Annotated in this window: 14 protein-coding genes; 6 read left to right on the top strand and 8 right to left on the bottom strand. The window is 47.7% G+C overall.

Annotation, left to right across the window (positions count from 1 at the left end; all coding sequences use genetic code 11):
- Positions 1-59: 59 nt before the first annotated feature.
- From rplI to rpsF, 3 genes are read right to left on the bottom strand one after another with little or no spacing between them, the layout of a single operon-like run.
- Complete coding sequence (gene rplI / locus ACZ5ZZ_RS00155) at positions 60-503, bottom strand: 50S ribosomal protein L9 (RefSeq protein ID WP_464119194.1); 444 nt, start codon at positions 501-503, stop codon at positions 60-62.
- 14 nt (positions 504-517) lie between these two features.
- Positions 518-1,408, bottom strand: coding sequence for a DUF2232 domain-containing protein (locus ACZ5ZZ_RS00150; protein ID WP_464119193.1), 891 nt, complete (start codon positions 1,406-1,408; stop codon positions 518-520).
- A gap of 20 nt (positions 1,409-1,428) precedes the next feature.
- Positions 1,429-1,887 (bottom strand): 30S ribosomal protein S6, encoded by a 459-nt coding sequence (gene rpsF, locus ACZ5ZZ_RS00145; RefSeq protein ID WP_464119192.1) that lies wholly within the window; start codon positions 1,885-1,887, stop codon positions 1,429-1,431.
- Positions 1,888-2,035: 148 nt separating this feature from the next.
- Between rpsF and ACZ5ZZ_RS00140 the strand changes: the two genes are divergently transcribed.
- Together ACZ5ZZ_RS00140 and ACZ5ZZ_RS00135 are read left to right on the top strand one after the other, a co-directional pair.
- Complete coding sequence (locus tag ACZ5ZZ_RS00140) at positions 2,036-2,725, top strand: FHA domain-containing protein (protein WP_464119190.1); 690 nt, start codon at positions 2,036-2,038, stop codon at positions 2,723-2,725.
- Between the two features lie 12 nt (positions 2,726-2,737).
- Positions 2,738-3,616, top strand: a complete 879-nt coding sequence (locus tag ACZ5ZZ_RS00135; RefSeq protein ID WP_464140719.1) for an alpha/beta fold hydrolase — start codon at positions 2,738-2,740, stop codon at positions 3,614-3,616.
- Between the two features lie 100 nt (positions 3,617-3,716).
- On the opposite strand, the gene ACZ5ZZ_RS00130 is transcribed toward ACZ5ZZ_RS00135, so the two are convergent.
- The 5 genes from ACZ5ZZ_RS00130 to ACZ5ZZ_RS00110 form a co-directional block, all read right to left on the bottom strand.
- Complete coding sequence (locus tag ACZ5ZZ_RS00130; protein ID WP_464140718.1) at positions 3,717-5,360, bottom strand: S8 family serine peptidase; 1,644 nt, start codon at positions 5,358-5,360, stop codon at positions 3,717-3,719.
- Positions 5,361-5,571: 211 nt separating this feature from the next.
- Positions 5,572-5,820: a hypothetical protein gene (locus tag ACZ5ZZ_RS00125; RefSeq protein WP_464119186.1), complete on the bottom strand. Its 249-nt coding sequence runs from the start codon at positions 5,818-5,820 to the stop codon at positions 5,572-5,574.
- A gap of 330 nt (positions 5,821-6,150) precedes the next feature.
- Positions 6,151-6,939: a succinate dehydrogenase/fumarate reductase iron-sulfur subunit gene (locus ACZ5ZZ_RS00120; RefSeq protein WP_464119184.1), complete on the bottom strand. Its 789-nt coding sequence runs from the start codon at positions 6,937-6,939 to the stop codon at positions 6,151-6,153.
- A gap of 10 nt (positions 6,940-6,949) precedes the next feature.
- Positions 6,950-8,866: a fumarate reductase/succinate dehydrogenase flavoprotein subunit gene (locus tag ACZ5ZZ_RS00115; RefSeq protein ID WP_464140716.1), complete on the bottom strand. Its 1,917-nt coding sequence runs from the start codon at positions 8,864-8,866 to the stop codon at positions 6,950-6,952.
- Between the two features lie 12 nt (positions 8,867-8,878).
- On the bottom strand, positions 8,879-9,538 hold the full coding sequence (locus tag ACZ5ZZ_RS00110) for a succinate dehydrogenase cytochrome b subunit (protein WP_464132627.1): 660 nt from the start codon (positions 9,536-9,538) through the stop codon (positions 8,879-8,881).
- Positions 9,539-9,719: 181 nt separating this feature from the next.
- Here ACZ5ZZ_RS00110 and ACZ5ZZ_RS00105 point away from each other — a divergent pair, with 181 nt between their 5' ends.
- The 4 genes from ACZ5ZZ_RS00105 (at position 9,720) to ACZ5ZZ_RS00090 (ending at position 13,055) form a co-directional block, all read left to right on the top strand.
- Positions 9,720-10,493: an electron transfer flavoprotein subunit beta/FixA family protein gene (locus ACZ5ZZ_RS00105; protein ID WP_464140714.1), complete on the top strand. Its 774-nt coding sequence runs from the start codon at positions 9,720-9,722 to the stop codon at positions 10,491-10,493.
- A gap of 12 nt (positions 10,494-10,505) precedes the next feature.
- Complete coding sequence (locus ACZ5ZZ_RS00100) at positions 10,506-11,474, top strand: electron transfer flavoprotein subunit alpha/FixB family protein (protein WP_464140713.1); 969 nt, start codon at positions 10,506-10,508, stop codon at positions 11,472-11,474.
- Between the two features lie 161 nt (positions 11,475-11,635).
- On the top strand, positions 11,636-12,142 hold the full coding sequence (locus tag ACZ5ZZ_RS00095) for a lysophospholipid acyltransferase family protein (RefSeq protein ID WP_464140710.1): 507 nt from the start codon (positions 11,636-11,638) through the stop codon (positions 12,140-12,142).
- 103 nt (positions 12,143-12,245) lie between these two features.
- Complete coding sequence (locus ACZ5ZZ_RS00090; protein WP_464119177.1) at positions 12,246-13,055, top strand: peptidylprolyl isomerase; 810 nt, start codon at positions 12,246-12,248, stop codon at positions 13,053-13,055.
- Positions 13,056-13,067: the final 12 nt, after the last annotated feature.

Genomic DNA, 13,067 nt, shown 5'->3' with positions numbered 1-13,067 from the left:
AAAGGGACCCGTTGGGGTCCCTTTTAAAGAAACTTTCGCTTCAGATGCTATAAATCGGCTTACGCGCGCTCAACAGCGATCTGGATCTTTGCTTCCATACCTTCAGAGTAGCGAACCACAGCTTTGTGTTGACCCAAAACTTTGATTGGCTCTTCAAGATGGATGTCACGACGATCTACGGAGTGACCCATTTTTTGAAGTTCTTTGGAAATGTCTGTAGTAGTTACAGTGCCGAAAAGCTTATCAGTTTCACCAGCAGCCAACTTGAATGTGATAGTTGTGCCGTTGATCTTGTTAAGAAGCTCTTGTCTTTCAGCTTGAGCTTTTTTCTTCTTAGCTTCAGCAACGCGTTTCAAGTGTTCGTACTCTTTTACGCGTTTTTCAGTAGCTTCCGCAGCCAATTTGCGTGGGAACAGGAAGTTTCTTGCGAAACCTTCAGAAACGTTCACCAACTCACCAACACGACCTACATCTTTAACATCTTTTTGAAGAATAACTTTCATGTGATCTCCATTTTTTAGCTGTTTTCAGTCGGAGTCTTCATCTTGCGAAGACGCGCCCTGAAATCAACCCAGTAATCGACCAAGCCAACCACTGCCAGAATCGGCAATAACTGACCGACCAAGATTATGTACGTCAAAACTCGCATGAACAATCCTGCTCGCATCGAGTTTAGAAATACCTCCAACACCGCCAGCCCCTGAAAGAAATAAAGAACGATTGAAACGTTCAGTATATTAACTGCGAGGATAGCAGTGGCCTTACCGCCAAAACTCACCATTGTTAGAAGGAAGGCTGTCATCGCCACCCAAATAAAATAATCGGGCAAACGATATTCCAACAACTTGAGCTGAGAGGCAATTTTCTCGCGGGGCAAATTGAGCCACGAAAAAACCCTTCTCTCAAAAATAAGTCCCAAACCCAGGGCTAACACTAACATGATAACCACGGCTGAGGGCACCTGCTGGATCAAAACACCCGGATCCAACTTCACCGCCGGATTCATTTCCTGAACCTTTTGGGAGAACTGTTCCACCAGCTTCTGAACTTCAGCATACGTGTTGATCCCGTTTCTTTTGAAAGCTCCCATGATCCCCAGGCCCGCAGCCACAGATCCCACAGCAACACTCAAGAGTCCCGAAATCCACCACCCAAGTCCTCTTTGTTCTAATTCCATGTAGGCACCTAAAGTCATCCAAACGGAGCCTAAGAACAGAGCCAGAGGTTGAGCGTTCAGGAGCCACGCAGCTCCTGTGACTACGATCCCTAAAATCCAAAAGGCGATAGGACCGTAGGCTTTGCGCAAGACACGGAGAAGGGGGGCGCCCATAATCCCTGTGAGCATCGACAACAAAATCGAGAGTGATGAAATTGTGATGAACTTTTGGGGGGTCGCCGTCTTCTTCATGGCTTACGCCTTTACTTTAATTATTCGCCTTTATCGAAACGCTCAGAACGCTCTGCTTTTGCAGCTGCGAAAGCAGCTTTACGAGCAGCAGCTTTTGCTTCACGTTCTTTTTCACGAGCAGCAGATTCAGCAAGACCTTTTTTGAAGCCTTCCATGAATTTTGCCAAAGAAACGCGATCATCCAAGCGAGTGTGCATGAAGCGAAGAACTTTATCGTTGATGCGCATTGTACGTTCCAACTCAGCGATAGCTTGTGTGTCAGCTTCGAATGTAGAGTGGAAGTAGATTGCCTTTTTCAACTTGCCAATTGGAGTTGCCAAAGTTCTTTTGCCCCAAGTTTCCAAAGAGTTAACAGAACCTTTGTAAGATTCGATTGTCGCTTTGTTCTTCTTGAATAGATCTTTTTGATCTTCCAGAGTTGCATCTGGATGCATGATAACGACAACCTCGTAAGGTTTTTTCGTTGTAGTAGTTTCCATTGAACTATCCTTTCGGTTTATAGCCCCCACTTCTGTAAGCGGGAGCAAGGATGACTTTTTTAAATGTTTAACGGGTTTAGCACGGCTTTGGCCCAAGCACAAGGATTAGGCAATTGAATCCCCAAGAAACCAGTCCTAGAATGTGTAAATGGTCACTTTTATTGAGATAATGGACGGCCCCAACGAAGGCTCCCGATTTAAGGTGGAAGAGGGTTTGACCCTCGGTCGATCGAAAGCCGACATCATCATTAAAGACGGTAAAGTCTCTAGCACCCACGCCCAGTTTGCCCTGGACGGGAAGGGGCAGTACGTTCTGCAGGATCTGGATTCCTCTAACGGGATTCACATTAACGGCCGGCGTGTGAAAAAAGTGGCGTTATTACCGGGGGTTATCTTTGAGCTGGGCAGAACCCAGTTCAAAGTCGTGACCGTCGAAGAAGAGCTCGCATTGGACTTTTCCCGCCTCATAACTTGGCGCAGCATTTTGCGGGACCGTCTTGGGGACATCCCTGCGCCGGAAAACTCAACGCCTGCCAATCTGCAAAGCTTCAGTCCGGCTTTGCGGCTTCAGTTCATTCAGGGCATTCAAACTGATGAGGAAATTATTTTAGGGTACGGACCCCGATCGGCGGGGGCGGACTCTTTGGATATTGAGCTTCTGGATGACGAGGCCCCGCAAGAGGCCTTCGAACTGCACCCCGGTCCAGGCATGGTCGAAATTAAAATCAAAGCCAAGGGGCGGGTGACCCTTAACCAGAAGACAATAGATGCCGAAATGCTCAAAGACGGGGATTTGATTTCAGTAGGAAATACCCTTATTAAGGTCAGCTACGTCTAGAGGAAAGGCATCATGGAGACCACACCGAAAACCACCGGCAGCTTTGAAAGCTTCGATGGCACACCCATCTACTACGAAGTTCGTGGAGAAGGAGAGCCACTGGTGCTGGTGTATGGCATCGCCTGCCTTTTGAATCACTGGCATCATCAAATAGAATACTTTTCAAAAAAATATAAAGTCATCAGCTTTGATCTGCGTGGCCACCAGAAAAGTTGTCCCGTAGCCGACGCCAGTCAACTGACCGTGGAAGCCCTTTCCAAAGACATGATCGGCCTGCTAAAGCATCTGAACATCAAGAAAGCTCATTTTGCCGGGCACAGCTTCGGCGCACCGTTGCTTTTGGATCTATATTCACGCCAACCGGATCTGTTCATGTCGATGATCTTCATCAATGGATTTGCCAAAAATCCGATTAAGGGCATGTTTGGTTTGGACGTGATTGAGCCATTCTTTTATTTTGTGAAATCCCAGTACGAACATCAGCCGGACCTGTGGAATACTCTGTGGAAATTGGCGGTGGATAATCCAATGTCGATGTACCTTGCGGCCTTGGCTGGTGGATTCAATTTAAAAGTGACACACTTTAAAGACATCGAAGTCTATGCCCGCGGTGTCGCGCGCATGAATCTGGAAGTGTTTCTGCGACTGTTTGAAGAGCTGATGAAATACGACGGCGAAAGTGTGCTGGAAACCATCGAGGTGCCGGTACTGATTATTTCGGGTGAAAAGGACATGGTCACACCCATTCGATTCCAGTATCACTTCAAAGAAAAAATCAAACACTCCGAGTTCGTGCTTGTTCCTTACGGATCTCACTGCACACAGCTGGATTTCCCCGACTATACCAACCTGAAGATGGAAAAGTTTCTTGTCGAAAGCTCCGTCAAATAGATCTTGGCATTCCTGATTTTGATTTCGGATAAAAATAGAATATGAAAAAGGCCACTCCTGAGAGTGGCCTTCCTCTTTTGATAGATCACGGAGCTAGCCTTTATCTCCAAGCAGCTTTTGTGATGTCAAATCCGTATTTGTTAACAGAGTCGTCGGAAGTGAACACGATTTTCACGTAGTCACCATCGATCACTGGAGAGAACGTTTCATCGTTCTTACCGCTCATAGTGCCGTAAAGTTTGCCCGCGGCATCGTAGAACTTCACGTTGTCATAATCTCTCTCCGTGTCGAACTTAGAGAAGAAGATGGAGATCTGTTTTGCACCTGGAACAGAAACCTCATACGTCAGGTTCGCCTTGCCAGCATAAGGGTGAGGAGTGGAGTGAGCCACATCCACCGTCTGCCAGTTCACTGGATCGTTTGGATCCGGCTGTGGAAGAGTGTTTGTCAGCATGGCGTAGGCATTTGCCAAACCACCTCTTGCTTTACCACGCAGACCTGCAATTGGCTTGGATGTGGAAACAATTCTTTCCTTCATTTCAATACCAGTCAGGTTGGGCTCAGCGGAAGCCAGAAGAACTGCCATACCAGACACGTGAGGTGTCGCCATGGAAGTACCAGACCAAGAGTCATAACCAGTTCCAGTGATGGAAGAAACGATATTCACACCAGGCGCACCCACGTGAACTTTTGTCTTACCGTAGTTAGAGAAGGAAGCAATCTGACCACGATTGTCGATCGCCGCAACAGAAAGCACGTTTGGCACATCGTAAGTTGCAGGGTAAGTCGGGTTGGAATCATTGTTATTGGATTCGTTGCCCGCAGCTGCCACAAACAAAGCTCCGGCTGCATTGGATCTTTCGATCGCCTGCTTCAGTGTTTCAGAGTAGCCGCCGCCACCCCAGGAGTTGGAAAGAATCTTTGCACCTTTGGAAGTCGCATAGTCAATCGCTTTCAAAGCTCCATCCAAAGAACCCGAACCGCTTGCAGAAAGGAACTTCACACCCATAATGCGCACATTCCAAGCCACACCCACGATACCTTTACCATCGTCGCCAGTAGCACCGATCGTACCAGAGCAGTGAGAACCGTGACCGTGGTCATCCAGAGGGTTGCCGGTTGGTTTAGCAGCTGTCACGAAGTTCGCGCCGTAGATGTCGTCGATGATTCCGTTGCCATCATCGTCAACGCCAGGCTGACCGTTCAACTCTGCATCGTTTGTCCACATGTTACCTTTAAGATCTGGGTGGTTGTAGTTCACACCCGTGTCGATCACCGCCACGATAACGTCTTTAGAACCTGTGGTGATATCCCAGGCTTGAGCGGCTCCGATATCCACGCCGGCAATGCCTTCGCGCTTTTGAGAATCCGGTTGACCGTTATTGATCATGCCCCAAAGTTGACCCAGCATCGGATCGTTTGGAGTTTTGTTGATTCTGTAGATATAGTTTGGCTCGATGATGTCGATGTTTGGATTTTGTGCCAATGATTTTACAACATTGGATTGAATCTCAAACACGGGACGTTTGATCACCACGATATTTTGACCAGGGATGGTGTCCTTCACGTAAGAACCTAATTCTTGGCTCAAGATATTCAAAGAAGATGTCGCGACTGCGTCGTCTTTGAATTTTACGATGAATTCACCAGGTACTGCCTCAGGTGCAGCCGCAAATGCGTTTAATCCAGTAAGCAACAAGCCAAGTGCCAGCGCTTTGGAGGCTCTTTCCATAAGCCTTTTCATGTGATCCCCTCCTTCAATGGGTGATTTTCTATCGACAGAGAGGGGAAAAATTTTCCCCAGACGTCCCTAGTTCCAAAATGGTACCAATGAGGGTAGGGGCTGGTTATCTATTTTTTATTGTGGTTAAGAATTTCTGAATTTTTGGCTGAAAGTCCAGCTTATCCCACGACCATGGTCTAGGAGAAGCCGGACTTTGCACTTGTTAGCTGGACTAAGAAACGGCTTTTTTACCGGTCTTAGGTGTGGGATTTTCATCAATAAAATCAAAACTCATTTGTTGAGGAGCTTTGAATTGTACGATTCTTTGCGGATTCGCTGCGATCTCTTTGCGCTCTGAGGGTGTCACGACATTGACGCCCGCGGAAGCCTTAATAAGGTGTTTGATAAAGGCTTCTTTCACGCTGTCAGGTGCATCGTTTTTGAAACCTAGTTCTGCCATTAGTTCATTGATCTTCTTCATAAGCCCAATCCTTGGTCTAGTTTCGGAAGTTTGTTGAACGAGCTTTAGAAGAATGTCGAAGAAGAAAAGATCAAAGATGTCTCTCAATGAGAAAGACCCATGCCGCAGAATTTAAAGGTTAAAGTTGCCTGGTTTTTTTCTGGCTACAGCGCAACAAAGTGCTCTAAATCCGTAATTAAGCATTCAATATTAAAGGACTATTTCAGAACTAAGAATTTGGGGTGACGCTTGCTTTAGGGAAGGATTTGATGCGGCTTAGCCAGAAAAAACAACCAGGCACCTTTTGAGGACGGAAATAAAAAGGGAGTCCGTGGACTCCCTTTTCTTTTTTTAGCCGGCGCCGCCGTCTTTGTGTTTTTCACGTTTGGTGACGTTGGCTACGAAGAATTCGCGGTTCATGCGCGAGATGTTCGTCAGTTGAATCTCTTTCGGGCAGGCCGCTTCACAAGCACCCGTTGTTGTGCATGAGCCGAAGCCTTCTGCATCCATCGCGCCCACCATACGGATGGCGCGTTCTTTTCTTTCCACCTGACCCTGTGGCAACAACGCCATATGGGAGATCTTGGCAGAAGTGAACAAAGCAGCAGATGCATTCTTACAAGCCGCCACACACGCACCGCAACCGATACAAGTTGCTGAAGACATTGCTTCATCAGCATCTGCCTTCGGAACCAGAATCGCGTTGGCGTCCACAGCATTACCCGTGTTCGCAGTGATATAACCACCAGCGGAGATAATGCGATCCAAAGCGGATCTGTCCACCATCAAATCTTTGATCATCGGGAAAGCTTTCGCGCGGAATGGTTCAATCGTCAGGGTTGCGCCATCAGCGAAGTTTCTCATGTGCAACTGGCACACGGTTGTGGATTTCATCGGGCCGTGAGCTTCGCCGTCGATCACAAAGCCGCAAGTCCCGCAGATGCCTTCACGGCAGTCATGGTCAAAGGCGATAGGCTCATCACCCTTTGCGACCAGTTCTTCGTTTACTGCATCCAGCATTTCCAGGAAAGAAGCGTCTTCAGAAACATTCTTTGCCTGATACTCTGCAAAGCCCCCTTGGTCTTTAGGGCCCTTTTGTCTCCAAACTTTCAAGGTCAGATTAATATTTTTTCCAGACATGCTACGCCTCTTATTTATAGCTACGAGTTGCTAGATGTACGTTTTCAAACTTCAGCTCTTCTTTGTGGCGAACAGAAGTCTCGATTTTGCCAGTGTATTCCCACGCAGCCACGTGACAGAAATTCGTATCGTCACGTTTAGCTTCACCATCCACCTGGTATTCTTCACGGAAGTGACCACCGCAGGATTCTTGTCTTTCCAGGGCATCACGACACATCAACTCACCCAGTTCCAGGAAGTCTGCCACGCGACCGGCTTTTTCAAGCTCTGTATTCAGGTAATTTGCCTCACCTGGGATACGCACGTTGTTCCAGAACTCTTCGCGGATTTTCGGGATTTCCTGAAGTGCTTTTTTCAAGCCCGCTTCATTACGACCCATACCGCAGTATTCCCACATCACATGACCCAGCTCTTTGTGGAAGCTGTCAACGGTGCGAGAACCCTTGATGTTCATCATCTTATTGATTTCTTCTTTCACGCCGTGTTCAGCCGCTTTGAAGGCTTCGTTCGTTGTGAAAACTTTCTCTAGCTTCGTGCCGCCCAGGTAATTACCCAAAGTGTACGGAAGAACGAAGTAACCATCCGCCAGACCCTGCATCAATGCAGAAGCCCCCAGACGATTGGCTCCGTGGTCAGAGAAGTTTGCTTCACCAGCAACAAACAGACCTGGAATTGTGGATTCCAGATTGTAGTCCACCCACAATCCACCCATGGTGTAGTGAGGAGCCGGATAGATCATCATCGGTTGCTTGTATGGATTCTGACCTGTGATTTTTTCATACATTTCAAACAGGTTACCGTAACGCTCAGAGATTTTTTCTTCGCCCAAACGCTTGATCGCATCAGCGAAATCCAAATAAACAGCCTTTCCAGATTCATTCACGCCACGGCCTTCATCACAACGATACTTCGCTTGACGAGAAGCCACGTCACGAGGAGCCAGGTTACCGAAAGACGGGTACACGCGCTCCAAGTAGTAATCGCGTTCATTTTCTGGAATCTGGTTCGGATGACGTTTGTCACCGACAGCCTTAGGAACCCAAACACGTCCGTCATTACGCAAAGATTCAGACATCAACGTCAGCTTGGATTGGTTTTCACCGTGAACCGGAATGCACGTTGGATGGATCTGTGTGTAACAAGGGTTTGCGAAGTAAGCACCACGCTTGTGCGCCTTCCAAGCTGCTGTCACCGCGCAATTCATCGCGTTCGTGGAAAGGAAGAACACGTTTGAATAACCACCGGACGCGATCACCACCGCATCGGCTTCGTGAGATTCAATTTCACCTGTTAACAGGTTGCGCACAATGATGCCGCGGGCTTTTCCGTCGATCACGACAAGATCCAGCATTTCACGACGGCTGCGAAGCTCGACGTTTCCTGCATCCACCTGTCTCATCATTTCAGAATAAGCGCCCAACAAAAGCTGCTGACCGGTCTGACCGCGGGCATAGAAAGTACGGGAAACCTGCGCACCACCGAAGGAACGGTTTGCCAAAGTTCCGCCGTATTCACGCGCGAATGGAACCCCTTGAGCCACCATCTGATCGATGATGTTCGCTGACACTTCTGCCAGACGATAAACGTTGGCTTCACGAGCGCGGAAGTCACCACCTTTTACGGTGTCGTAGAAAAGACGGTAAGTGGAGTCACCATCGTTTTGATAGTTTTTTGCAGCATTGATACCACCCTGAGCCGCCACAGAGTGGGCACGGCGAGGGGATTCATGCACGCAGAAGGCTTTAACTTTGTAACCCAGTTCCCCCAAAGAAGCTGCCGCGGAAGCGCCGGCAAGACCGGTGCCCACGACGATGATGGAGTGCTTTCTTTTGTTCGCAGGGTTCACCAACTTGTAGTCAAATTTGGTTTTAGTCCATTTGGATTCAATTGGGCCGCTTGGAATTTTGCTGTCTAATTTGTTAGCCATTGATTCGTCCCCTTAGTTGCCGTTCAGGAAAATAAATACGGGTTGAGAAATGAAACCCAAAGCAACGACCACCGCGTAGGCGTAGCTCAGTTTTTTCCATGTATTGCGGTAAGTGCCTTCCATCAGACCCAAAGACTGGAACGTGGAACCCACACCGTGACTGAGGTGGAAGCCCAAAAGGATCAAACACACCACATACCATGCGATGTAGCCCGGGCTTTGGAAAACTTCGACCATCAGCTTCGCCAGGTCACGCATCACGACGCCGTTTACTGTCGTTTCGTAGTGAGTTCCGTATTTGAAGGTGATCAGGTGAAGAATGATGAAGACAAGAATCAGACTTCCCTGAACCGCCATGGTTCTGGAAGCCAATGAAACCTTCTTTTGGCCGCTGGCTGCAACCGCGTAACGTTGCTCTTTGGCTTCACGATTGTGCTTCGTAAGGCTGAGGGCGCAGAAAACGTGAACTATCAACGCCAGAACCAGAACAGCTTCTGCGACGTAAATGATGTTACCGCTTGTTAACGCGTGTCCGTAAGCATTGTAGGCATCATGGCTTACGAAGATTAAAAGATTACCGGCCATGTGTGCGAGAACAAATCCCGCCCAAATTAAACCGGTGATTCCCATTAGGTACTTTTTCCCGACGGTAGAACCGAGAAATCCAGACATGGTGTAGAACCCCTTGTTTTTTGGTGTGTATTTTCTCAATAAGTTTCCACTTACCTTACTCCCGCGGGTTGCTTTTTGTCCATGTCCCCCGTCATGTTTCGCGACACGTTAAATATACAATTTAGTTTTGCCTTTCCTGGACTTGCGATAGAACAAAGCCCTCTTAAAAACGGGGTAAAATATGAAGATTTTTGTGTGTATCAAGCAGGTGCCTGACACCGAAACAAAGATTAAGATCTCTCCCGACCAAACCGGAATCGACACGGCGGGTATTAAATGGGTTATGAACCCATATGACGAGTATGCAGTTGAGGAGGCCAACAAACTTCGCGACGCAAACCCAGGGTCCCAAGTATGGGTTCTGAGTGTTGGACCAAAGGCTCGTGTTGTTGAATCTTTGCGCACAGCTTTGGCTATGGGTGCTGATGAAGCCATCGTGGTCAACGGCGAGGGTCTGGACAACTTCTCTACCGCAAAAACTTTGGCTGAGGTGATCAAGGCCGAAGGCGGCGCGAAAGTCATCTTCTCCGGTAAACTTGCGATTGACGACAATGCCTCTTCTGTCAGCCAGATGCTTGCTGAATTCCTGAATGTTCCTCACACTACAGTGGTATCGAAATTCAATTTCAATGGCGAAAACGTTCTTGTTGAGCGTGACATTGAAGGCGGTGCCAAAGAAGTGGTGCAGATGATGACTCCGGCGGTTGTGGCTGCGAACAAAGGCCTGAATATGCCTCGTTACGCAAGTCTTCCGGGCATCATGAAAGCCAAAAAGAAAGTGATCAAAGAAATCGAATTCGCTTCTTTGAACATCCCGGCTTCTGACATCAAAGTTAAATACACAGGTTTTGCTCTTCCACCGGAAAAACCGGCTGTGAAAATGATCTCTGGTGATGCTTCTGCACAGGCATCCGAACTGGTTAAACTTCTTCGCGACGAAGCGAAGGTTCTGTAAGGAGCTTGCGACATGGGTAAAATTCTAGTTTTTGCGGAACACACAAACGGTAAAATCAAACGCAGCGCTCAAGAACTGGTTCAGGCAGCGGCGGCATCCGGTAACACGGTTGTGGTAGTGGCTTTCGGTTCTCACGCAGGTGATGTAACAGCTGCTTTGGGTCACAATGGAGCTTCTGAGGTTCACGTTGTTAAAGACGCCTCTTTGGATGCTTACAATCCAGAGTCCTTCACTGCAAACATGGCGGCGATCATCGCGAAAGTTCAGCCTTCCATCATCCTGGCTTCTGCTTCTTCTACAGGGAAAGATCTTTTCCCGCGTGTAGCAGCTCGCTTGGGTGTGGGTGTGGCAAGTGATTGCACATCTTTGACTATTTCCGGTGACAACGTGACGGCTGTTAAGCCTATGTACTCCGGTAAGTGCTTTGCGACTGTAAACTTTGAAAACAGCTCCACTAAAATTGTTTTGATGCGTGCAAACCAACTTCCAGTTGCAGCAGTGGACACTTCCAAAACTGCAAGCGTGGTTGAACACGCAGCAGCTGCGGTGGATCTGAAAACTTTGGTAAAAGAAATCGTCAAAGGCGCCAGCGAAAAGTTGGATCTGACGGAGGCTAACATCATCGTTTCCGGCGGTCGTGGACTTAAAGAGGCTGCGAACTTCAAGGTTTTGAATGATCTTGCTGATGTTTTGGGTGCAACAGTCGGCGCTTCTCGCGCAGTTGTTGATGCTGGTTGGGTTGGTCACGGTATGCAAGTGGGCCAAACAGGTAAAACTGTAGCTCCAACTTTGTACATCGCGGTTGGTATTTCCGGCGCGATCCAGCACTTGGCAGGCATGAGCGGATCCAAAGTGATCGTTGCGATCAACAACGATCCAAATGCTCCAATCTTCCAAAAAGCGACTTACGGTATCGTGGGTGACGCTTTGGAAATCGTTCCGAAACTGACTGAAGAGTTCAAGAAGGCTCTTCACCACTAATCGTGTTTAGAAAATATATTCTTCCGATTATTGTTTTCATCTTTTACCGAACCCTCTCATGGACATGGAGGGTTCGGCTTATTGAGCCTGATTCCCTGAAAAATTCGCTTGATTCTTCCACTCCATCGCCGGTGGTGCTAGCGCACTTTCACGGAGATGAGTTGGCACTTTTATCTGTCGTAAAAAGATATCGTATTGCCACGATTGCTTCGCAATCCAAAGACGGTGAGCTGATGGCCACCGTCTTGAAATGGTTAGGGGCAAGAACCAGCCGCGGTTCTTCCACGCGCGGTGGTGTGCAGGCGTTAAAAGGTCTTTTGCGTTTGGTAAAAGACGGGGGAAATTGCAGCTTTGCCGTGGATGGTCCAAAAGGCCCGTTACACAAAGTCAAACCCGGGGTCTTTGAACTTTCGCGCATGATTCATGGCCCGATCTACGCGGCGGGCGTGGCGTGCGATCGCGCGATTCACTTTCCTAAATCGTGGAATAAAACCTTCCTACCAAAACCTTTCGCCAAAGTGATCATCTACTGGATTGGCCCCATGTCTCCGGTGAGTAAAGAGGTTGATCCAAGAAACCCAGACCTTGCTCTAGAGTTAGAGGGGCTTTTACACCAAGCTAGACAGCAAGCTCTTAAATTCATTGCGGATAATGATGCTCAGTGCTAGCCTTTTAGCGTAGAACTCGCTTTCAGATCTTCGAGGCAATGACGCCACTTGATTTGGAAATAGCGCTAGTGTGTCTTCAACTTTTTAGAGGGACTTTTAAAGTATGAAACTTGTAATCAGCATCTTGTTGCTCATCTCTGCGACCTCTTTCGCTCAGAAATCCAATGAAGTCGTGGCTCAGGTGGGTAAAAAAACCATCACACTTGAAGATTTCAATAAAAAGTACAATGAGGTGAAGTCACAAACGATCAATCCTCCAACCAAGGAACAATTCCTGGAAGATCTGGTTCGTTTTGAAATGGGTGTGCAAGAGGCTGAAAAACGCAATTTGCAAAAAGACCCTATCGTTCAAGAGCGCTTCGATCAGGAAATGTACAAGGCTCTTCTTGAAAAAGACATTGGTCAAAGAATTCAGAAGATCCAGGTTTCTGATGCTGAGATGAAGGCTTGGTATGCCAAGAATCCAGAGCTTCGCACCAGCCATATCCTGATTGAGTTCAAAGCAGGCGCCACTCCAACTCAGGTTGCAGAAGCGAAGAAACGTGCCACTGAAATTTATGACGAAGTTAAAAAAAGCAAAAGACCGTTTGAGGAACTGGTGAAGTTGTACTCTGACGATGCGCTTTCCAAACAGGTTGGTGGTGACATCGGATGGCAGTCTCGTATAACTCTGGTTCCGAACTACTATGATGCTGTTGCCAACATGAAAGTCGGTGAGATTACGGGGCTTATCGAGACGAAGTTTGGCTTCCACATCATTAAGTTGACGGGTCGTAGAAGCTATGAGAACGCGAACAAACGCCAGATCAGAGCGGCTGTTTACGACGAGAAAAGAAAAGACGTCTTCAATGACTACTTTGAGAAGATGAAGAAGTCTTATCCGATCAAAGAAAACAAAAGTCTTTTAAAATAAGGATTTGATTCG

It is taken from the genome of Bdellovibrio sp. HM001, assembly GCF_055397275.1.
The sequence above is the reverse complement of the archived record's forward strand: the minus strand, read 5'-3'. Positions and strand labels throughout refer to the sequence as shown.